This is a genomic window from Cryobacterium sp. TS_SC_7, assembly GCF_056156285.1.
Map to the genome: position 1 here is coordinate 1113233 of NZ_CM149589.1, position 23783 is coordinate 1137015.

Genomic DNA, 23783 nt, shown 5'->3' on the forward strand with positions numbered 1-23783 from the left:
ACACCGCCGCCCGGTTTCGATCCGGGCGGCGGTGTCGTTCGGACCGGTGCTAGTTGCCCGTCGTGAACTTCCAGGTGACGGGTGTCAGCAGGTTGCCGGCAGCGTCCTTGATCCCGCTACTGAGGGTGACGGTGTACTGGGTGTTGGCCAGCAGGGTGCCGCTCGGATTGAGCGTCGCCACCTTCGTGGTGCTGGAGTAACTGGCCGTTGCGGTCACTGCGGCACCGGTCGACGTCCGCTTGATGGTGAAGTTCCCGCTCGCCGCGGGCCTGCCGGGCAGGCCGGTGACCGCCTCACTGAAGGTTGCGGTGATGTTCGCCGTTCGGCTCACCCTGGTGGCGTTGACCATCGGGGTCCGAGCTGTGACGACCGGGGCGGGACCCGTGATGAAGGTCCACGTCTTGGCGGTGAGCCGGTTCCCCGCCACGTCCTTGACCTCGCTGGACAGGGACAGGGTGTAGGTGCGGTCACCGGCCAAGGGGGCATCCGGGGTCAGCGTGGCGACTCGGGTGGTGGGGTTGTAGGTCACCTTCGAGGGGATGATCGCGGTCCCGAGTTTCAACGTGAAGTTGGGCGTGCTGGCCGCGGTGGCAGGTAGACCGGTCACGGCCTCATTGAACGTGGCGCTCAACGGAGTCCGCGTGCTGGTCGTTCCCAGCCCGACGCCGGTGGCTCCGGCGGCGGGGTTGGTGGTGGTGACCGTCGGGCCCGGCCCGGTAACGAAGTTCCAGTTCGTCGCCGCGACGGAACCACCCGACCCGCTCTTGATGGCCGTGGTCACCGAGAGTGTGTAGGGCTTGTCAGCGGTGAGTGCCGTCGTCGGGATGAGAGTGGCCGTTCGCGTTGCCGCGCTGTAGGTCACCGTGGCCGGCACGGCCGTGGAGCCCTGCTTCAAAGCGAAACTGGTGTTACTGACGCCCGTGACGGCCTCGTTGAACGTGACGGTCGGCCGCACGTTGGTCGCCACCCCGGTCGCTCCGGGTGCGGGGTTCTGGGCAGTCACCTTCGGCGTCGTGGACGCGGTGAGCACCGGCACGGATGCCGTGTTTCCCGCCGCGTTCCAAGCCGTGACCCGGTACGCGTATTGCCCTGTCCCGGCCGCCTGGTCGGTGTAGGTGGTGACGTTTGCCAGTGTGGTGGCCACCTGGGCGTACGCGCCGACCGTTCCATCGACCAGAGGTGCGCGCTCGATCTTGTAGCCGATCTCGTTCTTCGCGTTGCCCCAGGTGGTGGGATCGGTGATCGACACCGGGGTCCCGTCGGTCCAGCTCAGCAGCACGTCACTCGTGGGTCGGGTGAAGCTCGCCACCGGCGCGTCGGGGAGGGTGCGAGGTGCGCTGACCGAGATGGGCCGCATCATGTCCATCTCCTCATGGCTGAGGATGTGGCAATGCCACACGTACTCCCAGCCGAAGTTGGTCATGACGTTGCTGATGGGAGCGATCGGGTTCCCGTTGGTGTCGGTATTGTTGAACCCGGCTTCGGACCCGTTCGGGCCGGTCGTCGAGCCCCGTGCGCCCAGGGGCATCATCGGGTTCAGTGGCCGGTTGCTGTCCGGGATGGCGAATGGGAGTTTCGGCAGGATGGGTCGGACCGCGATGATCGTGTCCTCCAGCGGGCTGACCCGCACGGTGTCCTTCCAGCCGAGTTCTGTCGCTTCGGGCGGGATGATGATGTTGTCCCAGGTGACTCGATTCAACAGCTGCACATCGTTGAGGTGGAAGTGCAACGGATGGGTGTCCACGCCGTTGTGGGTGATCTTCCAGATTTGCGTGCCGTCAGCGTTGGTGGTGATCGGTGTCACCTTGAGGCTATTCGTCCCCTTGGTTCCGTCCAGCTTCTCCGTGGCTGGGTTGACGTACGGGTAAAGGATGACGTTCTGCAGAAGCGGTGTGGCTCCAGGTGCCTCCAACCCGATGTTGCCGCTCATCCGGCCCCACTCGTCGAAGTTCGCCGAGTTCATCTCGTCGTGGACGCTCTTGCCCTCGATGGGAACGCTCAGCTGTGTGCCCGACAGGGTGTCGAACTTGAACTGGTCTCCTCCTTGCTCGGCGATCCGGGCGAAGCCGTCGCACTTGGCGGCGGGGTTGCTGGCCGCGTTGCAGTACCCGCTGCCGACGAAGCTCTTCCCGTAGGCCTGGTTGTACGCGGCCTGGCCGACCACGATCGGGTTCTGGCCGGATTCGAAGACGCCGGCGGGGTTACCGGCCGCGTCGGTGTGGTGGTCGAACGCGGCCATCAGCTTGCCCATCTGGTCGGCCGTGGTGTTCGGCCGGTCGAAGGCCAGTGCCGGTGCGGCGTTCGAGACCTTGACTTGCATGACCGACCGGGTGTCGGGTCCATAGCCGGGCAGGGTCGCGGGGGCGCCGGCCGGGGACATGTCCGGACCGCCCGTGTAGTAGTCGTATCCGGGGATCCGGGCCGGGAATGCAGCCGGTGCGTCGTTGTAGAGGATCAGCGTCTTCCCCTTGTAGGCCGAGAAGTCGACGATCACATCGGCACGTTCGGCCGGCGCGAGCAGCAGCGAGTGCTGGTCGACGTTGCCGACGTCGAATCGGGTCGCGTCAGTGATCCACGTCGTCTCGTGGGCAGGGACCACGGCGGGGGTCGGCAGGAAGCCACCCTCGTTGCCAATCTGGATCCAGTCCGGGCCCTTGGGGCTCTTCGTGGTGTCCGGCGTCGGGAAGACGACCGGGTCGGTCTGCGCCAGGGTGACCTCGCTGGACTTGAGCGCAACCTCGGTGCCGGTGGCGGGGTCGGCCACGTACCACGACAGGTTCCAGAACCTGTCGTCGGAGCCGTTGAGGATCCGGAACCGGTATGACTTCGGCTCCATGATCGTTGTCGGGTAGGCGGTACCGTTCACGATCGGCGTGTCATGGAAGGCTTCCATACCGACCGAATTGTTGGGAGTCGAGGGGATCAGGGCCGGCTCACAGAATTCAGCCACGTTCGGATCACAGTTCGGGTCGAAGTACGGGTTGGCCATGGGCGGATACTTCGCGTCCTTGGCCGGCGGCCAGAACCACGGGCCGTAGAACCAGCGACCGAACGCGCTCATCCCGCTGGGGTCGCCGGGGTTCTGCGCGGGCATGTAGACGTGCGGCTGCCAGAGGTTGCCCTCCCCGCCCCACTTCGTCGCATCCCAGGTCGGGTCGAGCTGAGCCATCCGTGTCGCGCTCGGCACGAAGGTCTTGTCCTGGATGGTGAGGGAAGTGCCCATACCGAGACCGTCGAGGGCGCCGCCGGGCGCCATCAGCTTCTGCTCTGTGTCGTCGGTGATCATGTAACCGGCTTCCTCGCCGGCATACACGTTGAGCCGGGTGATGCCCCACGAGTGGTCGTGGTAGAACATCATCCGCGCGCTCTGCTGGTTGGTGTAGAAGAAGGTCTCCGCCCCGGGACCCGGGTCCGGCATGTCCGGCACGTTGCTGACGCTGACGCCCTTCGGATACGCCGTGTTCTCACCTGTCGGGGTGACCCACTGGTGCGGCGTGCCGTCGCTGATCCATGGGGTGATGCCGCCGTGCAGGTGCAGGGTGGCACGGTTCTCCGAGTAGCAGGTGGTTGGTTTCGGCGTCTCCCCGCACATTGGGTTACGCACACCATCGAGGACGCTCTTCTCATCCGGTGCCATGTCCATCGGGACCTTGGTGGCAGGGTCCAGCGTCATCATGTCGGGACCGGATCCCGCCCCCATCACCGATGTGTCGACGGGGAGGAACAGGTCACCGTCCACGCCGGTGGGCAGCAGGTTGCGGAACAGGACCCGGACGGGCTTGTCCTTCGTGGCCATGATCGTCGGGCCGAGGTAGTGCGGCGTGTCCACCCCGGTGAAGCTGATGGGACTGTCCGGCTTGGCCGGGTCGAGGTTCGCGTTACCGAGAGCGACGTTCTTGCCCGGGACGACGCTGGTCGAGAGCTGAACGTACCCGCGGAGGAGGGTGGCCGGCAGGTCGCGGTGGAACTTCATCCGGTACTGCACAACGGCGATCTCGTAGTAGTCGGTGCCGGGGTAGGTGGTGGTGTCGGGCACCGCGACCGGGATGTACTGGCCCAGGTCGTTGGCGTTGGCCTCTCCCTGCCCGGGAAGGGTGTCCACGAACTTCTTGATCCCCGGGGTGAGGTAGCCCGCTCCGGGGGTGGTCACCACGATGTCGGTGACCGAGCCCTTGACAGCCACCCGGGCAGTGGCGCTGGCGCCCTTGTCGGCCGTGCCGACGGTGTCCGCGATCGTCACAGTCGGTGCCGAGTCGTAGCCCGCGCCGCCGTCGGTGACGTCGATCCGGGTGACGCCGATGGTGGCCTCGACCGTGGCCTCCTGGTCGGGAGCGGTCTTGCTGGCGTCGGTGAGGGTCACGGTCGGGGCGGAGGTGTACCCGCTGCCCGCATTCGCGATAGCGACGCCGGTGACCACGCCGTTCGCGTCCATCGTTGCGCTGCCGGTTGCCTGCTCGCCGGCTGCGAGGTCAGGCTTGGTGATGTTCACCAACGGCTGGGTCTGATACCCCTTGCCGCCGTCGGTCAGCTTCAAGTTGTCGACTGCGCCGCTGGCCTGCGCATGCGCCTCGGAGCCGGCAGTGGGGTTCCCGCCCGTGAGGGTCACTGCGGGTGCGGTGAATCCGTAACCGGTCTCGTTGACGTCGATGCCGGTGATGACGCCGGTGGCGATCGTGGCGGTGGCCTGAGCCACGGTGGTCGGGGTGACCCCGGCGGTCGTGATCTCCACCGTGGGCGGGACCGCGTAGCCGGCACCTGGGCTGGTGACGGTGACACCGGAGATGGCGCCCGTCTTCGGGTCGACCGAGGCAGTCGCTTCTGCGCCCGTGCCCGGGTCGGTGATGGTCGGCGTGACGTCGGCCCCGAAGGAGTAGGTGCGGTCGTGGGAAAAGTCCGGGTAGTTCGACACTCCGAGCTTCACCGTGCTGTCCTTGGCCGGGGCGACGTTGGTAGCCAGCGTCGGGTCGCCGCTGGCCGGGGTGCTCAAGGTGTCGCCGTTGGCGGCGACGTCGGTATCGACGGGGACCCCCTGGCCGTAGAAGCCGATCACGTCGTCTTTCTGCACTGGCACGGCCGGCACGGAATAGGTCTCGACCTCTCCGGTGCTCACGGTCGGCGCCGGAAGACGACGGTGTACTCCCCCGCGGTTCCCGTGGGTCGAAGCACCAGGGCGTGGAAGAGATTGCCCGCCGAGGTGGTCGGGCTCGCCCCGGCTATGCCCTGGTTCCAGCTTTGAAAGTCGTTGAGGGTGCCCGCGGGCAACTTGGTGTGGTCGAGCACGACCAGCACCGGGCCCATCTCCCCAGTCGGCTTGGCGTAATCGGTCGCGTACTTCCGCTCGGTCAGCGGGTTGCCGTACAGGACCGGTGTCGAGGTGCCGACGCTGATCTTCACCATCGCGTCCGCCAGCGTCTGCGGGCTGTTCGCCCAGTTGGGGTACGGGCCGAAGTAGTGTGGCACCTTCGCAACGTCGGTGGCGCTCGTGGGGATTGCGGCCTCCGCCACATCCGGTCTGAAGACGCTGCGTATCCCGCCCCACGGACCCACGCCGCTCACCAGCAGCGCAAGCGCCAGGATGACGGCCGGCCCGGCCAGGTGACGCCTCGAGGCCGAGTGGAAGGGTGGGCGGGCAGATGGTTGCATGATGATTCTCCTGACACTCGGAGCGAGGGTACGGACTCGATGCGACGATGATGCACACCGGCGGCCCAAAAGGTGCCGTTTATGACACGAGTGTCATCTGGGGGTCGGCGCCGGGCCGGCTTCCAGCTGAACGCGGGTGAACGAACGAGATCGGTTCCCCTTCGAGCCGGAGGCAAGCGCCGGTGCCGGGACCACAGCTCGTGCGTCGCTCACTCCCGTACTTCAGAACTGATCCCAGTGGTGGCGCACCATCGTCAACTAGTATTGACGAATGCAGGCGGAGAGATTGAAAATACTGGTCGGAGAGATGGACGGCAAGGGACCAGCTGAAGCCCTACGCATCATCGCCGAGCTCCATCGGGAGGTAGGGCGCAGTGAGGCAGGCCTCGTTCGCAGCGCGCGTTCGGCCGGGCTTTCCTGGGAGGCCATCGCTCAATGCCTCGGCGTTTCAAAGCAGGCCGTCCACAGGAAGTACGGCAAGCGGTAGCCGAGGATTACGCAGAACGCCGGACGGACAAGTCAACAGTCGTTGACTTTTTGCGAATGGGTCAACTATGGTTCAACCACACGAATCGTCAACAACAGTTGACGAAAAGCTGACCGACGCAAGAACGTGCGGAGAGGTGACTTCAATGGAGACCCAATGGCGTGGGGACACTGAACTTGTTCGTGCTGCGAGCCGCGTCTTTCGTTCAACCGGGGCAGCAGCAGTGGCCGTGATCACCCCTCAGGGCGAATCGACCGCAACGGTGGGTACGGACCATCAGGCCACCTTCGAGATCGGGTCAATCTCCAAGCCGCTCACGGGAATGTTGTATCGGGACGCGACCGAGCGCGGTCTCGTCCAGCCGACGACGGTCCTTCGCGACTTGCTTCCGTTTGAAGGCCACGGAGAGGTTGGTTCCGTGAGCCTCGGTTCCCTGGCCATCCACCGATCTGGTCTTCCCCGCTTGCCGCCGAGGATGCACCCACTTCGCCGCACCGTCGACTTTTGGATCCGAGGCCAGAACCCGTACGGCGAGACCCTCGCTGATCTCCTCGACCAGACTCGCACCGTGCGAGTCGGCGCCCCTCGACCCAGGTACTCGAACCTCGGTTTTCAGCTGCTGGGGCACGCCGTGGCGAGAGGAGCCGGGACTACCTACGAACGACTCCTGCAGGAGGTCCTGGGCGAAGGATTCTCGACGCCGGCGCGCGCAGAGGACCTGGGGCCTTCGGATCTGACAGGATTCAGTCGGTTCGGACGCCCCCTGCCCGCGTGGGTAGGTGAAGGGCTCGCCCCGGCAGGCGGCGTCCGCGCGACCATAGGCACAATGCGCGGCTTCCTCCGCTCGATCCTCGCCGGATCGGCTCGGGGCCTTTCCGCGCTCGAGCCAGTCTCGAAATTCTCTCCGCGGGTCGATATCGGTGCAGGGTGGATCACACTCGAGTTCCGGGGCCGCGCAATCACCTGGCACAACGGCAGCACCGGAGGGTTCAGCAGCTGGATCGGCCTCGACCGAGATGCCGGCGTCGGTGTCGTTGTGTTATCGGCCGTCCATGGGTCCGTCGACAGACAGGGATTTCGTCTTCTGACAGAGTTCACGGCAACCCGGGGCGGTCTCGCCTGAATGAAAAAAACCCCCGCGTGAGCGAGGGCCTTATCTAAAGCTGGGGTACCTGGACTCGAACCAAGAACAACTGAACCAGAATCAGTCGTGTTGCCAATTACACCATACCCCACTGCCCATTCCGCAGAACGGGCCGACTCGTAACTCTAACCCACTCTGGGAGCCGGGACAAACTCAGAGCGAAATCCGCCGGTCATCGCCTCGTGTTCCGCCGTCGGGGCAGGCCCGCTGGGCCGGCCCCGACGGCACGGATCATTCGAGAGTGGTGGCTGCCAGCCGAGTGAGACGCAGCACGGACTCCGCCTTGCCGAGGATCTCCATGGATTCGAACAGCGGCGGCGAGATGCGCCGGCCGGACACCGCGACCCGCAGGGGGCCGAAGGCCACACGGGGCTTGAGTGCGAGCCCGTCGATCAGCGTCTCGGTCAGCGTGGTGTGCACCCGGTCGTGGGTCCATTCCACTTCGGGAATGTCGAGCAGGGCGGCCGTGGACGCGGCCAGGATCTCCTGCGAGTTCTTCGGGAGCGAGGCCAGGGCATCCGGCTGGTAGACCAGGGAGTCGCCGCCGATGAACAGGAAGCCCAGCATGCCGGGCGCCTCGCCGAGCAGGGCGATGCGTTCCTGCACGAGCGGTGCGGCAACCTCGAGAATGGCCTGCTGCACCTCGCTGAGCGGCTCGGCCACATCGCCGGCGGCCACCAGGTAGGGGATGACCCGGGCGGCGAAGTCGGCCGGCTCGAGCAGCCGGATGTGGTCGCCGTTGAGCGACTCGGCCTTCTTGAGGTCGAAGCGGGCCGGGTTCGGCAGCACGTCGACAACGTCGAACGCGGCGATCATCTCGTCGATCGTGAACACGTCGCGGTCGCTGGAGAGCGACCAGCCGAGCAGCGAGAGATAGTTGACCAGTCCCTCGGGCACGAAGCCGCGGGCGCGGTGGTGGAACAGGTTGGACTCGGGGTCGCGCTTGGACAGCTTCTTGTTGCCCTCCCCCATCACGTAGGGCATGTGCCCGAAGCGCGGCACGAACGTGGCCAGTCCGATGTCGATCAGCGCGTGGTAGAGCGCGATCTGGCGCGGGGTGGAGGAGAGCAGGTCTTCGCCGCGCAGCACGTGGGTGACGCCCATCATGGCGTCGTCGACGGGGTTGACGAACGGGTACAGCGGATGCCCGTTGGGCCTCACCACGACGAAGTCGCTGAACGAACCGGCCGGGAAGGTGATCTCGCCGCGAACCAGGTCGTCGAAGGAGATGTCCGTGTCGGGCACCTTGAGGCGGAGCGCCGGCGAACGTCCCTCGGCGCGGAAGGCCGCCTTCTTCTCGTCGCTGAGGTCGCGCTCGAAGTTGTCGTAGCCGGCCTTGGGGTCGCGGCCGAGGGCGACGTTGCGCACCTCGATCTCCTCGCCGGTGGCGAAGCTCTCGTAGATGTGACCGGACGCCTTGAGCTGCTCGATCACGTCACGGTAGATGTCGTAGCGCTCGGACTGGCGGTAGGGACCGTGCGGTCCGCCGACCTCGACGCCCTCGTCCCAGTCCAGGCGCAGCCAGCGCAGCGCGTCGAGGAGTTGTACGAAGCTCTCCTCGGTGTCGCGGGCCGGGTCCGTGTCCTCGATCCGGAAGATGAACGTGCCGCCGGTGTGCCGGGCGTAGGCCCAGTTGAAGAGGGCCGTGCGGATCAGGCCGACGTGCGGCGTTCCGGTTGGCGAGGGGCAGAACCGAACGCGAACGTCGGTGCCGGTGGCGGTGGAAAACGGGTGCGCAATTGTCTCAGACATCACGTCCGATTCTAGTTGGCTGCACGCGCAGGCGCGGGTGAGGAGTCCAGCGCCGCCAACCGGCGCAGGGTGGCGGCGATGGCGGGCACGCCCGCGGCACCGGTCGCCGTGACCGCGTGCAGGGTGCGGTGGTCGCGGCCCCGGGTGGGACGGATGGCCACCAGCGGCTGCGCGCCCACGGAGTCAAGGGCGAGAGCGGGCAGCATGGCCACTCCGATACCGGCCGCCACGAGGCCGATCACGGCGGCCGCGTTGTCGGTTTCGTAGGACACGTTCGGTGTGAAGCCGCTATGTCCGCAGAGCTCCAGCAGGTGGCCGCGGCACCGTGGACATCCGCCGATCCAGTTCTCCTCGGCCAGGTCGCCGAGGTCGACGGCCCCGTCGCCGGCCCGCGCGTGGCCCGCCGGAAGCACGAGCAACATCTCGTCGCGGCGGAGCCGGGTCACGACCAGCCCTTCCGCGCTGTCGCGATGCGGATCGACCCGGTCGCCGGGGTAACTGAAGGTGATCGCCAGGTCGGCCTGGTTCTGCCGCACCAGGGCCACCGCTTCGGGCGGCTCGGCCTCGAGGTAGGTGACGCTGACTCCCGGATGGCGACGGTTGAGGTCGGCCAGCAGGCGGGGCACGATCGTCGCCGAGGCGGAGGGGAATGCCGCGATCCGCACCCGGCCGGCGCGCAGGCCCCGCAGTTCGGAGAGTTCCCCGGCGGCGGCGTCGAGGGCGCCGTTCACGGTGGCAGCGTGCCGGGCGAGTAGGCGACCGGCCTCGGTGAGCCGCACACCGCGGCCGACACGTTCGATCACGGCCAGGCCGATGCGCTGCTCGAGCCGCTTGAGTTGCTGGCTCACGGCAGGCTGGCTGTAGCCGAGCGCGGCGGCGGCCGCCGTGATCGAGCCGTGCTCGGCGAGGGCCCCCACGACGCGCAGCATGGTGGAATCGAGTTCGGGCGGGGCGATGGTGGGCACGTATTAACCATAACGTAGGCTTATGGTTTACCTCATTGACTGGCTATTGTTGAATGAATGCGGCCGGTCGCATGCTGGAGGAATGATCCCGAGCGACTCCCCCACGCCCCTATCGTCGCTGTCTGCACTGCCGGACCGGATCGGCGTGCGTGCGGCGCGCGACCGGTTCCGCGGCGGCCGCGGCTACCTGGCCGCCTGCACGCTCGGGCTGCCGACCAAGGAGACGGAGGCGGCCCTGCGCACGGACGCCGAGGCGTGGGCGCTGGGCACCGCGTCGGCCGCGGGCTACGCAGCGGCGGTCGAGCGGGTTCGGCACGCGTATGCGGGGCTCGTCATGGTACCGGTGAGCCGGGTCGCGATCGGGTCGCAGGCATCCGTGCTGGCCGGGCTGGTCGCCGCGAGCGTGCCCGACGGCGCCGAGGTGCTCTGCGTCGACGGCGACTTCAGCTCGATGGTGTTCCCGTTCCGCAGCCAGGCGCACCGCGGGGTCACCGTGCGGCACCTGCCCCTGGCCGAGCTGGCGGCAGGGATCACCGCCGACACCTGGCTCGTCGCGTTCTCGCTCGTGCAGTCCGCCACCGGTGCCATCGCCGACACCGCGGCCATCGTGGCCGCCGCCCGTGCTCACGGGAGCTTCACACTCTGCGATACGACGCAGGCCGCCGGGTGGATGCCGGTGGACGCATCCGCCTTCGACGCCACCATCTGCCACAGCTACAAGTGGCTCTGCGCCCCGCGCGGCGTGGCCTTCCTGACCGTGAACGAACGCCTGGCCGCCCTGCTGCACCCGGTGCAGGCAGGCTGGTATGCCGGCCGTGACCCGTGGGCCTCCTGCTACGGACCGGACATGGACCTCGCGACCGACGCGCGCCGGTTCGACGTCTCCCCCGCGTGGAACGCCTGGGTGGGCGCCGAACCCGCACTGGACCTGTTCGGCCGGCTCGACCTGAACGCGGTGCAGGGCCATGCCGTGGGCCTCGGCGATGCACTCTGCGCCGGACTCGGGATCGCGCCGGCAGGCCAGGCGATTGTGACCTGGCCGGATGCCGGCGGCACCGACCTCGAGCGCCTCACCCGGGCGAAACTCACCGCATCGGGCCGGGCCGGGCGGGTGCGCGTGGCCTTCCACCTGTGGAATGACGGGGACGACGTCGCCGACGCCCTGCGCGCACTCCGCCCGTAGCCGCTCGCGGCACGCCGCTCGCGGCGCAGGTTGTGGAAGTGGGCGCACGTTATAACGTGCGCCCACTTCCATAGGGTGCGCCGGGCCTCGACTACTACTTCGCGGTGACGGCGGCGATGATCGCGCCGGCGAGAGCGGCCGAGGAGGCCGGGTTCTGGCCGGTGTAGAGGTTGCGGTCGATCTCCATGTGCTCGCCCCAGGGCTCGCCGGCGACGAAGTCGGCGCCCAGCTCGACCAGACGGCTCTGCACGAGCCACGGCGCCTTGGGCGCCAGGCCGCCGAGGGTCTCCTCCTCGTCGGTGAAACCGGTCATGCGGTAGCCCGTGAAGGGCCAGCTGCCGTCGGAACGCTTCGCAGCGAGCAGGGCGGCCGGAGCGTGGCAGAGCACGCCGAGAATCTTTCCGGAGTCGAGCGCCTCGGTCATGATGCGGCCGGACACGGCGTCGACGGCCAGGTCCTCCATCGGCGCGTGTCCGCCGGGGTAGAAGACGACGTCGTAGTCGGCGACCGTCACGTCGGCGATGTCCCGCGGCTCGTCGAGTTCGCTGCCGATCGTGTCGAGGTAGGCGACGATGACCCTGGCGCGGTCTTCCCCGCCGGCGGCCGCGGGAGCCAGGCTGCCCGCGTCGATGGTGGGGGCGACGCCGCCCGGCGTCGCGATGGTGATCGTCCAGCCGGCCTCGGTGAACAGGCGGTGCGGCTCGGCGAGCTCCTCGGCCCAGTAGCCGGTGGGGTGCAGGCTGCCGTCGTTGAGGGTCCAGTGGTCAGAAGCGCTGACGACGAAAAGTACGGAATTCATGGGTTCTCCAGAGTGTGTGATCAAAAAGAAATGGATGCTGTCGAAGAGTCAGACGTTCGTGCGAACGACCATCTTGCCGGTGTTCTCGCCGCGCATGAGACCGAGGAACGCGTCCACGGCGTGGTCGACGCCGTCGACGACGGTCTCATCGAAGACGACGTCGCCCGCGGCGAGCCAGCCCGCCATGTCGGCGGAGAAGGCGGCGAAGTGCTGCACGTAGTTACCCACGATGAAGCCCTTGAGGGTCAGCCCGCGGCCGATCATGTTGGCCAGGTTGCGCGGGCCGCCTGACGCCTCGGTGTTGTTGTACACGGAAATGGCACCGCAGAGGGCGGCGCGTCCGCCGTCGTTGAAGCTGTCCAGCGCCGCCTCCAGGTGCTCCCCGCCGACGTTGTCGAAGTAGACGTCGATGCCGTCGGGTGCCGCCGCGGAGAGCTGCTCGGCGATGTTGCCATCCCGGTAGTTGAAGGCGGCGTCGAAGCCGTACTTCTCGGTCAGGAGTGCGACCTTCTCTGCGGAGCCGGCGGAGCCGACCACGCGCTTCGCACCCTTGAGCCGCGCGATCTGGCCGACCATGCTGCCCACGGCCCCGGCCGCGCCGGAGACGAAGACGGTGTCGCCTTCCTTGAGCCCGGCCACCTCGAGCAGTCCGACGTAGGCGGTGAGGGCGGTCATGCCCAGCACGCCGAGGTAGGCGGAGAGCGGAACACCCGGGAGTTCGGGCACAACCCGGAAGCCGGCGGCATCCTCCTGAACGAGATCGCGCCAACCGAATTGGTGCACGACCACATCGCCCACGGCAACCGCGTCAGAGGCGGATGCGACGACGCGGCCGACGGCCCCGCCCGTCATCGTCTCGTTCAGCGCGTAGGGGGCGGAGTAGCTCTTCACGTCGTTCATCCGGCCGCGCATGTACGGGTCGACCGAGACGAATTCGTTGGCCACGCGAACCTGGCCGGCTGCGAGTTCGGGCAGGTCGACGGTCACGGTGCGAAAGTCGGCATCCGTCGGCCAGCCGGTGGGCCGGGACACGAGTTGGATCTGAGTGCTGGTGGTGGACGAGGCCATGGTGGGCTCCTCTGCTTTTTTGTAACGGATGGTCTAATATATATTGTGTACTGAGCGATCCACAAAACCACTCACAGGGAAATCGGAGGAACCGCCATGGGCCGGCTGCAGAGCTTCGATCGCACGACCGTCGTGCAGGCCGCCAGGGATCTCTTCTGGGACCGGGGTTTCGACCTGGTGTCGCTCGCCGAACTCGAAGACGCGACGGGACTCAAGCGGTCCAGCATCTACCACGCCTTCGGCAGCAAGCGCGGCCTGTTCGATGCCGCCGTCGAGGACTACCAGGTCACCGTCATCCGACCCCGGCTGCGCACCCTCACCGGTACCGGCATCGGTCGGACCACCCTGCTGGCGTACTTCGCCGAACTCCGATCGGCCGTCTCCGCACTGCCGGAGGACTCCCCCCGGCGAGGCTGTCTGCTGGTGAACTGCGCCGCCGGTCTCGCCGGCCACGACGATCTGGCCCGCCAGGTGGTCGACGACTACCGGTCCGACCTGACCACCGCACTGCAGGACGCCCTCCGCGCCGCCGGTTCCGCGGCAGGCGAATCCGGGCCGGATCGCGCGCCGGAACGCGCCCGCACGCTCGCCTCGCTGGGTTTGAGCGCCATGCTGCTCGCCCGGGTCAACGCGACCGAATCGGTGGCGCTGCTCGACACGGCGATGGACCAGGTCCGCTCCTGGTTCCCCGAGGAACCCGAGTAGGTTCCGAGGCCTGTCCGGAGACGGGCCGTCGACGGCCTCTCCGGCCGCCGCCAGGCGATCAGGCGCGGTGCACCGGGTTCGACAACACGCCGATGCCGGGGACCTCGATCTGCACGGTGTCCCCGTGCACCACGGAGGCGGACCGGTCGGGGGCGCCCGTCAGGATGACGTCGCCGGGCAGCAGGGTGAAGACGCCGGAGACGAAGGAGACCATCTCCGCGACGGTGTGCTTGAGCAGGGTCGCCGTGCCCTTCTGGAAAACCTCGCCGTCGATGCGGGACTCGACGGTGAAGGTGGTCCAGTCGTACTCGGTGTCGATGACCGGCCCGAGCGGGCAGAACGAGTCGAAGCTCTTGGCCCGGGTGAGGTGGCCGTCGCGTTCCTGCAGGTCGCGGGCGGTGACGTCGTTGGCGATGGTGTAGCCGAAGATGACGTCTTCGGCGTCGGCAACCGACACGTTCCGGGCGATCTTGCCGATCACGATCGCCAGCTCGCCCTCGACGTGCACGTTCGCCGACGACACCGGCAGCACGATGGCGTCGCCGGGGCCGACCACGGAGGTGTTCGGCTTGAGGAAGAACTGCGGCTCACCGGGCGCCGCGGCGGACTGTTCGGCCTCGTCAGCGAAGTAGGACCACGCCATTCCGACGATCTTCGAGCGCGGGATCACCGGGGCGAGCAGTTTCACGTCGCGCAGGGCTACGCGCTGCCCGGTGGTGTCGTAGCCCGCGAACATCGGGTCACCCTTGAGCACCACGATCTCGTCGTCATCGATGATGCCGAATGCGATGAGCCCGTCGACGCTGAACCGCGCGATCTTCACGCCTGTGCCGCCGGGGCGTCGAGGCGGGTGAGCCAGCCGTGACGGTCGGGCAGCCGGCCGTACTGGATGTCGGTCAGTTCCTGGCGGAGCGCCATCGTGATCTCGCCGGCCGGGGCATCCGGGTCGCCGATCGAGAGATTCGGTCCCTTGAGCTGGGAGATCGGGGTGACGACGGCGGCCGTGCCGCAGGCGAACACCTCGGTGATGGCACCGGATGCGACACCGTCCTGCCATTCGCCGAGGGTCACGTCGCGCTCCTCCACGGTCAGGCCGCGATCCCGGGCGAGCTGCAAAATGCTGTCACGGGTGACGCCCTCGAGGATCGACCCGGTCAGGCGCGGGGTGACGATCGTGTCGGTGCCGTGCACGAAGAACACGTTCATGCCGCCGAGCTCGTCGATGCGGCTGCTGGTCTCCCCGTCGAGGAAGAGCACCTGCGCGCAGTCGTTGTCGTAGGCCTGCATCTGGGGCAGCAGGCTGGCGGCGTAATTGCCACCACACTTGGCCGCTCCGGTGCCGCCGCGGCCGGCCCGGGAGTATTCGGTCGAGAGCCAGATCTTGATCGGGGCCACGCCGTCGGCGAAGTAGGCGCCGGCCGGGCTGGCGATCACGTAGTAGCCCACCTGGTGGGCAGCGCGCACGCCGAGAAAGCTCTCGTTGGCGATCATGAAGGGTCGCAGGTACAGACTCGTCTCCGGGGCGGAGGGAACCCAGTCGCCGTCGACGGCGACGATCTGCCGGATCGATTCGATGAAGTCGGCCTCGGAGAGTTCCGGCAGGGCCAGACGGCGGGCCGAGCGCTGCAGGCGCTCGGCGTTCTTCTCCGGGCGGAAGGTCCAGATCGACCCGTCGGCGTGGCGGTAGGCCTTCAGCCCCTCGAAGATCTCCTGGCCGTAGTGCAGCACCGACGAAGCCGGGTCGAGCTGCAGGGGCCCGTAGGGCATGACCCGGGCGTTGTGCCAGCCCTCGTCGATGGTCCAGTCGATGGCGACCATGTGGTCGGTGAACTTCTTGCCGAATCCGGGGTCAGCGAGGATCTCCTCACGCTCGATCTCCGTGCGGGCCGCCGTGGACGGGGTGAGGCTGAACTTCAGCGGGAAGGTGGTGGTGCCGGATGTCTCGTCTAACGCTGCCTGGCTCATTGGATTCCCTTGTCTGTCAGTCGAGTCACGATGGCATCGCCCACGGCACTGGTGCTCCGGGGGGTGCCGAGAGCCGCACGGGCCACGATATCGGCGGTCACGGCGGCACTCACCCGGGCTGCGGCATCCGTCTGGCCGAGGTGCTCCAGGAGGAGCGCCACCGAGAGGATGGCCGCCGTGGGGTCAGCCAGTTGTTTGCCCGCGATGTCCGGTGCCGATCCGTGTACCGGCTCGAACATGCTGGGGAACCTGCCCTCGGGGTTAATGTTCCCGGAGGCCGCAAGACCGATGCCGCCGCTGATTGCCGCCGCGAGATCGGTGAGGATGTCGCCGAAGAGGTTGTCCGTGACGATGACGTCAAATCTACTCGGATTCGAGACCAGGAAAATCGTGGCCGCGTCGACGTGCAGGTAGTCGACCGTCACGTCGGGGTATTCGGCGGCGACGGCGATGACGATCCGCTGCCACAGGCTGCCGGCGAAGACGAGCACGTTGGTCTTGTGCACGAGGGTGAGGTGGCGGCGCGGGCGGGCCTGGGCTTTCGCGAACGCGTAGCGCACCACGCGCTCGACGCCGAAGGCCGTGTTGACGGAGACCTCGTTGGCCACCTCGTGCGCGGTGCCCTGGCGGATCGCCCCGCCGTTGCCCACGTACGGGCCTTCCGTGCCCTCGCGCACGACGACGAAGTCGACGTTGCCCGGGGCCGCCAACGGGCTGGGCACGCCGGGGAAGAGCACGCTCGGGCGCAGATTCACGTAGTGGTCCAGCGAGAAGCGCAGCTTCAGCAGCAGACCGCGCTCGATGTTCGCGTCAGCGAGGCGCGGGTCCCCCGGCACCCCGCCGACGGCGCCCAGCAGGATGGCGTCGTGACCGGCGATCGCCGTGAGGTCCTCGTCGGTGAGCACATCACCGGTTTCCAGGAACCGGGCGGCGCCCAGGGAGAACCAGGTGGCGTCGAATGTGACGTCGTCGGCCACGGTCGCCGCTTCGAGCACTTTGACCGCTTCGGCGACGACCTCGGGGCCGATCCCGTCGCCGGGAATGACAGCGAGCTTGATGAGAGTGGACATTCGACTCCGTATGTCTGGAAGTTGGCTGTAGATAAACCCTACTGCGACGGATCGAGTGTCTAAGCTGGACAATTCCTGACAACCAACAGAAAGCAGTCCCGCATGAGTCTCGGATTGGGAATCTTCCTCCTCGTCGTCGGCGCCATCATGGTGTTTGCCCTGAACGTGACCGTCGAGTGGATGGACATCGAACTGGTCGGCTACATCCTGATGGGCGCCGGTGCCGTCATCATGATCATCGGCATCGTGCTGCTGACCCGCAAGCGCAGCAGCGTGACCACGACCCGCAGCGCCGTCGACCCGGCCAGCGGCGAGCAGATCACCTCGCAGAAGCGTTCCGTCGACGACATCTGACTCGTCTGAGGTCGCCGTCGTGCCGAGCCCGTTTCGATGCAGTTGTCGAGACGGGCTCTGGCACGTTCACGGTGAGTGGCTGCTGCGCTGATCAGGTGGCCTTCCGCAGGGTGACCAGAGCGACGAACGCCGCCGCCAGCACCAGGGCCGCCCCGATCCAGGCCGTGGGCCCGATTCCGCTGGTGAAGGCCTCCCGGGCCGAGCCGAGCAGCACCTCGGCCAGGCCGGAGGGCAACCCGTCGGCCACCGCCACAGCACCGCCGAGCGTCTCCGCGGCCGCCGTGCTCTGCGCCGCCGTGAGCGTCTCCGGCAGAATGATCGAGCTGCGGTACGACGCCGTCAGGATCGTACCGAGGATGGTCGTGCCGAGCACGGCGCCCAACTCGTAGGCCGTTTCCCCTACCGCGGATGCGGCCCCCATCTTCTCCGCCGGGGCGTTCGCCACGATCAGTTCGTTCGACACCGTCTCGGCCGCGCCGATGCCGATCCCGAGGGCCACGAAGACGAATGCGATACCGGCCGCGTCGAGGTCGCCCCCGCCCAGCGCGGCAGCCGCATAACCGCCGGCCGAGATCAGCAGTGCCACCGGCACCACGATCCACGGCCGCACCCGCCGGGCGATCGGCACGATCACCAGACCGGACACGATCATCGCCACCAGTCCCGGCACAAGCACGAGGCCTGCCTCCAGCGGTGAGAGGGCCAGAACGAGCTGCAGGTACTGCGAGACGAAGAACAGTCCGCCGACGAGGGCGACCACGCTGAGCAGATTCACCCCGATCGCCCCGCTGAAGGCCCCGACGCGGAACAGGCCGAGGTCGATCATCGGGTGGGTCAGCCGCGGCTGACGGCGCACGAAGAGGATGCCGGCAGCCAGGCCGATGACGATCGGGCCGACGGAGACGGGCGTGGGACCGTGCTCGGCCAGGGCCTTGATGCCGTAGACGACCGGCAGCATGGTCGCCAGGGAGAGAACGATGCTCAGGGCGTCGATGCGTCCGGGGTTCGGGTCGCGGGACTCCGGAACGAGCAGCGGTCCGAGAACGAGCAGCGGCACGAGCAGCGGCACGGCGAGCAGGAAGACGGATCCCCACGCGAAGTGCTCCAGCAGTACGCCACCCACCACGGGGCCGAGCGCGCTACCGGCGGCGAAACCGCTCGCCCAGATGGCGATCGCCAGACGACGCTGGTTGCGGTCGGTGAAGACGGACCGCAACAGCGACAGCGTCGGCGGCATCAGCATGGCGCCGAAGAACCCGAGCACGGCCCGATCGATGATGAGCCACTCGATGCTCGGGGCGAAGGCCGCCACGACGGACACCAGGCCGAAACCGGCCGACCCGACCAGGAGCAGCCGTCGACGGCCGATCCGGTCGCCGAGACTGCCCATGGCCACCAGGAGCCCGGCGAGCATGAGTGGGTAGATGTCGATCACCCAGAGCAGCTGGGTTCCGGTCGGCCGGAGGTCCTCGGATATGGCCGGCAGTGCGAGGTTGAGCACCGTGTTGTCGATCGAGACCAGGAGAACGGGCAGCATGAGCACGACCAGCGCCCACCACCGGCGATGAGGGCTGATCACCGGGCTCACGGCAACGATGGGGGTGGACTCACGCAAGGAATTCGACACGGTAACGACTGCTTTCGGCTTGAGAGACGGATGCTGTACCGTCCAGACGGTAAAGTAAACCGTCCAGACGGTATAGTAGCACCATGATCTCCGCCAGCGCATCCCCGGCCACGGGGGCGCACCATACCTCCCCCACACGCGATCGCCTCCTGGACGCGTTCGCTCAGCTCCTGATCGACCAGGGCGAACGGGCGGCCACCCTCGACGCCGTCGCGGCGGCGGCCGGCCTGTCCAAGGGCGGCCTGCTCTACCATTTCGGCTCGAAGGACGCGCTCGTCGAGGGGCTCCTGGCCCGGCTCGACGCGCTGGTCGCCGACGATGTGCAGCAGATTCGAGCGGCCCCGGCCGGAGCGGTCGACTACCTGATCCGCACGTCGATGAGCGAGGGAACAGCGCTCGACCAGTCGATCGGTGCGGCCGTGCGTCTGGCGCAGGGGGCGCATCCGCTGGCCAACGCTGCCCTGGCCTCAACTCGGCGCCAGTGGCTGAGCGTCATCGAGGAGGCGGTGGGAGACCCGGACGTGGCCGAGGTGATCATGCTCGTCAGTGACGGGCTGTACTACGAATCCACCCTCGCGAGCCCCGGCCACCTCGCCGTCGATGACACATCGACGACGAGGCTGGACCGGTTGCTCGCGGTGATCGGGCGGATGACCGCCGGGACCGCTATTCGGTGATGGAGATTTCGATCATGGCCTCGGCCGCGATCGCGTCACGCACCTTGGCGAGCAGGCTGGCCGGAACGGGCGAGTCCACCGTGAGCACGCTCAACGCCTTGCCGCCGGCCACGTGGCGGGCGATCTGCATTCCGGCGATGTTGATCGCGGCGTCACCGAACTCGCGACCGTAGACGGCCACGATTCCGGGACGGTCCGTGTAGAGCATCACGATCAGGTGGTTCTCGAACGTGACCTCGACGTCGTAGCCGTTGATCTCGACGATCTTCTGGGTCTGCTTCGTACCGGTCAGGGTACCCGACACCGAAATCTGCGAGCCGTCCGCGAGGGCGCCGCGCAGGGTGATCACGTTGCGGTACTCCGGCGACTCCTTGTCGGTGATCATGCGCACGGCGACGCCGCGCTGCTCGGCGAGCAGAGGCGCGTTGACGTAGGACACGGTCTCACTGACAACGTTGGTGAAGATGCCCTTGAGCGCGGCGAGCCGAAGCACGCTGACGTCATAGTCGGCGAGCTCGCCGCGAACCTCGACGTCGACGCTGGTCAGCGGGCTGCGGGCGCCGAGACCGGAGAAGACCTGGCCGAGCTTCTCCACCAGCGGGATACCGGGGCGCACGTACGGGTCGATGACGCCGCCGGCGACGTTGACAGCGTCGGGAACGAGTTCTCCCGACAGGGCGAGGCGCACCGACTTGGCGACCGAGACGCCGGCCTTCTCCTGGGCCTCGTCCGTGGAGGCGCCGAGGTGGGGGGTGGTGATGATGTTGTCCAGGCCGAGCAGCTTCGAGCCGGTCGGCGGCTCGTTGACGAAGACGTCGAGGCCGGCTCCGGCGATGGTGCCGGACGTGAGGGCGTCGTAGAGGTCGTCCTCGTTGATGAGGCCGCCGCGAGCCACGTTCACGACGAACGCGGTGGGCTTCATCAGCTTGAACTGCGCCGCGCCGATCATGCCGTTGGTCTCCGGCGTCTTGGGCATGTGGATGGTGATGAAGTCCGACTGCGCGAGGAGCTCGTCGAGGCTGACCGGATGCACGCCGAGCTGCTGGGCGCGGGCGGAGGTGATGTAGGGGTCGTAGGCGATGATGTTCGTGCCGAAGGCCTGCATCCGGGCCGCGATAAGGGCGCCGATCCGGCCGAGGCCGATGATGCCGATGGTCTTTTCGTAGAGCTCGACGCCGGTGTACTTGGAGCGCTTCCACTGCCCCTGGGCCAGCGCGCCGTGAGCGGCCGGGATGTGGCGGGCAAGGCTGATGATGTGACCGACGGTCAGTTCTGCTGCGGAAATAATGTTGGAGGTCGGGGCATTGACGACCATGACGCCGGCGGCCGTGGCCGCTTTAATGTCGACGTTGTCGAGGCCGACGCCCGCGCGGGCGATGACCTTCAGCAACGGTGCGGCGGCGATCGCCTCGGCGTCCACCTTGGTGGCGGAGCGCACCAGCACGGCATGCGCCGTGGCCAGTTCGGCCAGCAGAGCCACCCGGTCGGTGCCGTCTACGGAACGAACTTCGAAGTCGGGCCCCAGGGCGTCGACGGTGGCAGGCGATAATTCTTCAGCGATTAGGACAACAGGTTTTGACACGAAAACGGATCCTCCGATAGCAGCAGAAAGCATGGCTTGCGCCGCGACCGTGGGGCGCCAGATATGAAAACACTCTATCGGCTGGAGAATGGAGCCATGAGCAGCGTTACGTTCCCCGACATCCAGTTCGCCCTCCGCATCGTGCTGGCGGTGGTTTTCATCGGCGCCGGGATCACGCATTTTGTGCCGACGGTGGCGCGCACCATGCGGGCGATGATCCCGCCACGCCTGCGATCGACCGGGGTCCTCCGGCCCGCGAACCTCGTGATCCTGACCGGTGTGTGCGAGCTCGCCGGCGGGCTCGGGTTGCTCTACCCACCCACGATTGTGACGGCGGGCGTCTGCCTGGTCGTGTTCCTGGCGGCGGTTTTCCCGGCCAACGCCTTCGCGTCACGCTACCCGGACCGCTTCGGCGTGGCCGCGATCCCGCTCGTGCCGCGCCTGGTCGGGCAGCTCGTGTTGATGGGACTGATCGTCGTCGCGATCGTCTGAGCCGGCGCCGCCCGCGCCGCCCGCGCCGCCAGGGCCGCCCGCCATTCGCGGCGCAGGTTGTGGAAGCGGGCGCATGGTGGAACGTGCGCCCGCTTCCACAGGGTGCGCCGAGACGGCTTCGCGTTCGGCCTAGGCGAGCAGGCTGCCCGCTCCGAGAGTGAAGATGTTGACGGCGATCGCGGCGCTCAGGCACAGGCCGGCCAGGAACAGGGCCGCCTGTGGGGCAGGACCGCGGAAACGTCCGATCCACGCGGCGAGTACAAAGATCACGATCGGGCCGAGGATGCCAATGAGCAGCACGACGATGCCGAACCCGCTCAGTTGGGAATCGAGGCTCTGGGCCAGGATGTTCAGGCCCACGAGGTTGCCGACAGCCTCCCAGACGTCGTAGGCGTAGAAGAGGCCGAAGAGGATCGCGATCGTCGTCGACAACCAGCGCGGGGTGCGCCGCCGGGACCCGGATCCGACCGGGGTGGCGGTCTGAGAGGAATCGGTCATGCGATGACCCCCGGTCCGGAGATGAATGACAGTGGAACGAGCAGGATGACGCCGATCAGGAGCCAGCCGAACCGAGCCCGCGGGTGTGCTCGAGTGAGCCAGAACGTCACCGCGAACCAGACCGCAGGGGCTGCCACGGCCAGCCACAGGCCGAGCATGAACATGAACTCGGAGACCACGTCGGACGTCGGGATCTGGATGCGGCCCGCGCCGATGAACCAACCGATCGTGTAGAGCAGGTAGATTCCGCCGAAGATGCCGAGCGACACCAGGGCCAGCGAGCTCGTGGCGACGCGGGTCGCTGCGGCATCGGCTGCCGCCTTCGCCTCGACAGCGGATGCCGGACCGGTCACGGTCCATCCCTCCGGCGGTTCGCCGGAGCCGGGGCCAGCGGCACTCGCGGTCTCGCCGGTCTCGCCGGCTTCGTCCCCGGAAGCGAGCGTGGGGTCGTCGTCCCCAGCCCAGCCCAGGGCGTCGTCCCGGTTGTCGCCGTCGGAGTATCCAGAAGTCATGTTTCCAGAGTACCGATCCGCCGAGTTGATCCTCGACAACGCAACTGTTGCCGAAGCGGACATGTGTCGCCGGTGTGCCGGCAACACATGTCCGAACGGGCAACAGTCGCGCCGACCGTGCGGGCCGGGCGCGCCGGGCGAGCGAGCGCTAGCGGCTGAGCACGACCTTCAGCGCCTTGGTCTCCGCGGCGCGGGAGAAAGTGTCGTACGCCTCCATGATCTGGTCCAGCGAAAACCGGTGCGTGGCCAGCTTGGCGGCGGGGATCTTCTTCTGCGCCACGAGCTTCAGCAGCATGGGTGTGGTGTTGGTGTTCACCAGCCCCATGCTGATGCTGATGTTCTGGATCCACAGGTCCTCCAGGTGCAGCTCCACCGGCTTGCCGTGCACGCCCACGTTGGCCACGGTGCCGCCTGGACGCACCACGTCGATCGCCATGGTGAACGTCTCCGGAATGCCGACCGCCTCGATGGCGACGTCGACGCCGGCGCCGTCGGTCAACGCCAGCACCTGCTGCTTCCAGTCGGGGCTGCCGGAGACGACGACATCCGTCGCCCCGAACAGACGTGACTGCTCCAGCCGGTTCTCATCCGTGTCGATGGCGATGATCGTGCCGGCGCCGTAGAGCCCGGCCGTGGCGATGGCGGCGAGGCCGACCGGCCCGGCACCGATCACAGCCACCACGTCCCCCGGCTTGACCCTGCCGTACTGCACTCCGATCTCGAACCCGGTCGGCAGGATGTCGGAGAGCATGACGGCCTCCTCGTCCGTGACGCCGGGCGGCAGGAGGTGCAAGGAGTTCTCCGCGTAGGGAACCCGGACGTACTCGGCCTGGGTGCCGTCGATGAGGTGCCCGAAGACCCAGCCGGTCCCGGATGCCCCCTCGTCGCCCAGGCAGTGCGAGAACAGCCCGGTCCTGCAATTCGCACAGTGACCGCAGCTCTTGATGCAGGAGACGATGACCCGATCGCCCACCGCGAGAGTCTGCACGGCGGTGCCGATCTCCACGATCGTGCCCACCGCCTCATGCCCGAGGATGCGGCCCTCCTGCACGGCCGGCACGTCACCCTTGAGGATATGCAGGTCGGTGCCGCAGATGGTGGTCGTGTCCACGCGCACGATCGCGTCACCCGACCCGACGATCTTCGGATCGGGTACGTCCTCCCACGTCTTTCGTCCGGGACCGTGATAAACCAGCGCCTTCATGGTGACTCCTTCGTCGACGGGACCCGGGTGCACCCCGGCGACGATCACGGTACTCC

Annotated in this window: 21 protein-coding genes and 1 tRNA gene; 7 read left to right on the top strand and 15 right to left on the bottom strand. The window is 67.6% G+C overall.

The genetic code is table 11. From position 1 onward, the window contains the following. Window positions 1-49 precede the first annotated feature (49 nt). Together AC0J5J_RS05205 and AC0J5J_RS05210 are read right to left on the bottom strand one after the other, a co-directional pair. Complete coding sequence (locus AC0J5J_RS05205) at window positions 50-5110, bottom strand: Ig-like domain-containing protein (RefSeq protein ID WP_474899870.1); 5061 nt, start codon at window positions 5108-5110, stop codon at window positions 50-52. Beyond that, window positions 5107-5643 carry a hypothetical protein gene (locus AC0J5J_RS05210; RefSeq protein ID WP_474899872.1) on the bottom strand — a complete coding sequence of 179 codons (537 nt, stop codon included), beginning with the start codon at window positions 5641-5643 and terminating at the stop codon, window positions 5107-5109. Before AC0J5J_RS05210 ends, AC0J5J_RS05205 begins: the two co-directional genes overlap by 4 nt. Window positions 5644-5914: 271 nt before the next feature. Between AC0J5J_RS05210 and AC0J5J_RS05215 the strand changes: the two genes are divergently transcribed. Both AC0J5J_RS05215 and AC0J5J_RS05220 read left to right on the top strand, forming a co-directional pair. Beyond that, complete coding sequence (locus AC0J5J_RS05215; protein ID WP_474899873.1) at window positions 5915-6130, top strand: AsnC family protein; 216 nt, start codon at window positions 5915-5917, stop codon at window positions 6128-6130. 145 nt (window positions 6131-6275) lie between these two features. Next, complete coding sequence (locus AC0J5J_RS05220) at window positions 6276-7253, top strand: serine hydrolase domain-containing protein (RefSeq protein WP_474899874.1); 978 nt, start codon at window positions 6276-6278, stop codon at window positions 7251-7253. Between the two features lie 40 nt (window positions 7254-7293). Here the strand turns inward: AC0J5J_RS05220 and AC0J5J_RS05225 are convergent. The 3 genes from AC0J5J_RS05225 to AC0J5J_RS05235 all read right to left on the bottom strand — a co-directional run bounded on the left by AC0J5J_RS05225 (window position 7294) and on the right by AC0J5J_RS05235 (window position 9955). Further along, window positions 7294-7365 (bottom strand) — tRNA-Gln (locus AC0J5J_RS05225). A gap of 140 nt (window positions 7366-7505) precedes the next feature. Further along, a complete protein-coding gene (gltX, locus tag AC0J5J_RS05230; RefSeq protein ID WP_474899875.1) occupies window positions 7506-9026 on the bottom strand; it encodes a glutamate--tRNA ligase in 1521 nt (506 codons plus the stop codon). Between the two features lie 11 nt (window positions 9027-9037). After that, window positions 9038-9955, bottom strand: a complete 918-nt coding sequence (locus AC0J5J_RS05235) for a LysR family transcriptional regulator (RefSeq protein WP_474900194.1) — start codon at window positions 9953-9955, stop codon at window positions 9038-9040. Between the two features lie 118 nt (window positions 9956-10073). Here AC0J5J_RS05235 and AC0J5J_RS05240 point away from each other — a divergent pair, with 118 nt between their 5' ends. After that, on the top strand, window positions 10074-11174 hold the full coding sequence (locus AC0J5J_RS05240) for an aminotransferase class V-fold PLP-dependent enzyme (protein ID WP_474899876.1): 1101 nt from the start codon (window positions 10074-10076) through the stop codon (window positions 11172-11174). A gap of 94 nt (window positions 11175-11268) precedes the next feature. On the opposite strand, the gene AC0J5J_RS05245 is transcribed toward AC0J5J_RS05240, so the two are convergent. Both AC0J5J_RS05245 and AC0J5J_RS05250 read right to left on the bottom strand, forming a co-directional pair. Continuing rightward, window positions 11269-11973 (bottom strand): type 1 glutamine amidotransferase domain-containing protein, encoded by a 705-nt coding sequence (locus AC0J5J_RS05245; protein WP_474899877.1) that lies wholly within the window; start codon window positions 11971-11973, stop codon window positions 11269-11271. Window positions 11974-12021: 48 nt separating this feature from the next. Beyond that, the gene (locus tag AC0J5J_RS05250) at window positions 12022-13041 is read right to left on the bottom strand and encodes an NADP-dependent oxidoreductase (protein WP_474899878.1); all 1020 of its coding nucleotides are present in this window, start codon (window positions 13039-13041) and stop codon (window positions 12022-12024) included. Between the two features lie 96 nt (window positions 13042-13137). On the opposite strand from AC0J5J_RS05250, the gene AC0J5J_RS05255 reads away from it, so the two are divergent. Continuing rightward, window positions 13138-13746 carry a TetR/AcrR family transcriptional regulator gene (locus tag AC0J5J_RS05255; protein ID WP_474899879.1) on the top strand — a complete coding sequence of 203 codons (609 nt, stop codon included), beginning with the start codon at window positions 13138-13140 and terminating at the stop codon, window positions 13744-13746. A gap of 58 nt (window positions 13747-13804) precedes the next feature. Here the strand turns inward: AC0J5J_RS05255 and AC0J5J_RS05260 are convergent, their stop codons facing one another. The 3 genes from AC0J5J_RS05260 to AC0J5J_RS05270 are packed head-to-tail and all read right to left on the bottom strand — an operon-like array spanning window position 13805 to window position 16781. Continuing rightward, window positions 13805-14569, bottom strand: coding sequence for a fumarylacetoacetate hydrolase family protein (locus tag AC0J5J_RS05260; protein ID WP_474899880.1), 765 nt, complete (start codon window positions 14567-14569; stop codon window positions 13805-13807). Continuing rightward, complete coding sequence (locus tag AC0J5J_RS05265; RefSeq protein ID WP_474899881.1) at window positions 14566-15711, bottom strand: branched-chain amino acid aminotransferase; 1146 nt, start codon at window positions 15709-15711, stop codon at window positions 14566-14568. Before AC0J5J_RS05265 ends, AC0J5J_RS05260 begins: the two co-directional genes overlap by 4 nt. Beyond that, window positions 15708-16781 (bottom strand): 3-isopropylmalate dehydrogenase, encoded by a 1074-nt coding sequence (locus AC0J5J_RS05270; protein ID WP_134424922.1) that lies wholly within the window; start codon window positions 16779-16781, stop codon window positions 15708-15710. The genes AC0J5J_RS05265 and AC0J5J_RS05270 overlap by 4 nt, the downstream gene beginning before the upstream one ends. A 102-nt stretch (window positions 16782-16883) precedes the next feature. On the opposite strand from AC0J5J_RS05270, the gene AC0J5J_RS05275 reads away from it, so the two are divergent. Continuing rightward, on the top strand, window positions 16884-17135 hold the full coding sequence (locus AC0J5J_RS05275; RefSeq protein WP_474899882.1) for a DUF6458 family protein: 252 nt from the start codon (window positions 16884-16886) through the stop codon (window positions 17133-17135). A gap of 91 nt (window positions 17136-17226) precedes the next feature. Here the strand turns inward: AC0J5J_RS05275 and AC0J5J_RS05280 are convergent, their stop codons facing one another. Further along, window positions 17227-18750 (bottom strand): MFS transporter, encoded by a 1524-nt coding sequence (locus AC0J5J_RS05280; RefSeq protein ID WP_474900195.1) that lies wholly within the window; start codon window positions 18748-18750, stop codon window positions 17227-17229. Between the two features lie 95 nt (window positions 18751-18845). Between AC0J5J_RS05280 and AC0J5J_RS05285 the strand changes: the two genes are divergently transcribed. Then, window positions 18846-19439: a TetR/AcrR family transcriptional regulator gene (locus AC0J5J_RS05285; RefSeq protein WP_474899883.1), complete on the top strand. Its 594-nt coding sequence runs from the start codon at window positions 18846-18848 to the stop codon at window positions 19437-19439. On the opposite strand, the gene serA is transcribed toward AC0J5J_RS05285, so the two are convergent. Then, entirely contained in the window at window positions 19429-21021 is a 1593-nt protein-coding gene (serA, locus tag AC0J5J_RS05290) for a phosphoglycerate dehydrogenase (protein WP_474899884.1), read from the bottom strand. The two genes, AC0J5J_RS05285 and serA, sit on opposite strands and share 11 nt — an antisense overlap. A 96-nt stretch (window positions 21022-21117) precedes the next feature. On the opposite strand from serA, the gene AC0J5J_RS05295 reads away from it, so the two are divergent. Further along, window positions 21118-21513: a DoxX family protein gene (locus AC0J5J_RS05295; protein WP_474899885.1), complete on the top strand. Its 396-nt coding sequence runs from the start codon at window positions 21118-21120 to the stop codon at window positions 21511-21513. 129 nt (window positions 21514-21642) lie between these two features. On the opposite strand, the gene AC0J5J_RS05300 is transcribed toward AC0J5J_RS05295, so the two are convergent. The 3 genes from AC0J5J_RS05300 to AC0J5J_RS05310 all read right to left on the bottom strand — a co-directional run bounded on the left by AC0J5J_RS05300 (window position 21643) and on the right by AC0J5J_RS05310 (window position 23727). Further along, on the bottom strand, window positions 21643-22011 hold the full coding sequence (locus AC0J5J_RS05300; RefSeq protein ID WP_134424928.1) for a hypothetical protein: 369 nt from the start codon (window positions 22009-22011) through the stop codon (window positions 21643-21645). Continuing rightward, a complete protein-coding gene (locus tag AC0J5J_RS05305) occupies window positions 22008-22523 on the bottom strand; it encodes a DNA polymerase III subunit gamma/tau (RefSeq protein WP_134424929.1) in 516 nt (171 codons plus the stop codon). Before AC0J5J_RS05305 ends, AC0J5J_RS05300 begins: the two co-directional genes overlap by 4 nt. 148 nt (window positions 22524-22671) lie before the next feature. After that, on the bottom strand, window positions 22672-23727 hold the full coding sequence (locus tag AC0J5J_RS05310; RefSeq protein WP_134424930.1) for a zinc-dependent alcohol dehydrogenase family protein: 1056 nt from the start codon (window positions 23725-23727) through the stop codon (window positions 22672-22674). Between the last annotated feature and the right edge of the window lie 56 nt (window positions 23728-23783).

What these genes read in the sequence shown, in the direction of transcription:
- AC0J5J_RS05210 (WP_474899872.1), bottom strand. Translation starts at nt 5,643, where the DNA reads ATGCAACCATCTGCCCGCCCACCCTTCCACTCGGCCTCGAGGCGTCAC.
- AC0J5J_RS05215 (WP_474899873.1), top strand. Translation starts at nt 5,915, where the DNA reads ATGCAGGCGGAGAGATTGAAAATACTGGTCGGAGAGATGGACGGCAAG.
- AC0J5J_RS05220 (WP_474899874.1), top strand. Translation starts at nt 6,276, where the DNA reads ATGGAGACCCAATGGCGTGGGGACACTGAACTTGTTCGTGCTGCGAGC.
- gltX (WP_474899875.1), bottom strand. Translation starts at nt 9,026, where the DNA reads ATGTCTGAGACAATTGCGCACCCGTTTTCCACCGCCACCGGCACCGAC.
- AC0J5J_RS05235 (WP_474900194.1), bottom strand. Translation starts at nt 9,955, where the DNA reads ATGCTGCGCGTCGTGGGGGCCCTCGCCGAGCACGGCTCGATCACGGCG.
- AC0J5J_RS05240 (WP_474899876.1), top strand. Translation starts at nt 10,074, where the DNA reads ATGATCCCGAGCGACTCCCCCACGCCCCTATCGTCGCTGTCTGCACTG.
- AC0J5J_RS05245 (WP_474899877.1), bottom strand. Translation starts at nt 11,973, where the DNA reads ATGAATTCCGTACTTTTCGTCGTCAGCGCTTCTGACCACTGGACCCTC.
- AC0J5J_RS05250 (WP_474899878.1), bottom strand. Translation starts at nt 13,041, where the DNA reads ATGGCCTCGTCCACCACCAGCACTCAGATCCAACTCGTGTCCCGGCCC.
- AC0J5J_RS05255 (WP_474899879.1), top strand. Translation starts at nt 13,138, where the DNA reads ATGGGCCGGCTGCAGAGCTTCGATCGCACGACCGTCGTGCAGGCCGCC.
- AC0J5J_RS05265 (WP_474899881.1), bottom strand. Translation starts at nt 15,711, where the DNA reads ATGAGCCAGGCAGCGTTAGACGAGACATCCGGCACCACCACCTTCCCG.
- AC0J5J_RS05270 (WP_134424922.1), bottom strand. Translation starts at nt 16,781, where the DNA reads ATGTCCACTCTCATCAAGCTCGCTGTCATTCCCGGCGACGGGATCGGC.
- AC0J5J_RS05275 (WP_474899882.1), top strand. Translation starts at nt 16,884, where the DNA reads ATGAGTCTCGGATTGGGAATCTTCCTCCTCGTCGTCGGCGCCATCATG.
- AC0J5J_RS05285 (WP_474899883.1), top strand. Translation starts at nt 18,846, where the DNA reads ATGATCTCCGCCAGCGCATCCCCGGCCACGGGGGCGCACCATACCTCC.
- AC0J5J_RS05295 (WP_474899885.1), top strand. Translation starts at nt 21,118, where the DNA reads ATGAGCAGCGTTACGTTCCCCGACATCCAGTTCGCCCTCCGCATCGTG.
- AC0J5J_RS05300 (WP_134424928.1), bottom strand. Translation starts at nt 22,011, where the DNA reads ATGACCGATTCCTCTCAGACCGCCACCCCGGTCGGATCCGGGTCCCGG.
- AC0J5J_RS05305 (WP_134424929.1), bottom strand. Translation starts at nt 22,523, where the DNA reads ATGACTTCTGGATACTCCGACGGCGACAACCGGGACGACGCCCTGGGC.
- AC0J5J_RS05310 (WP_134424930.1), bottom strand. Translation starts at nt 23,727, where the DNA reads ATGAAGGCGCTGGTTTATCACGGTCCCGGACGAAAGACGTGGGAGGAC.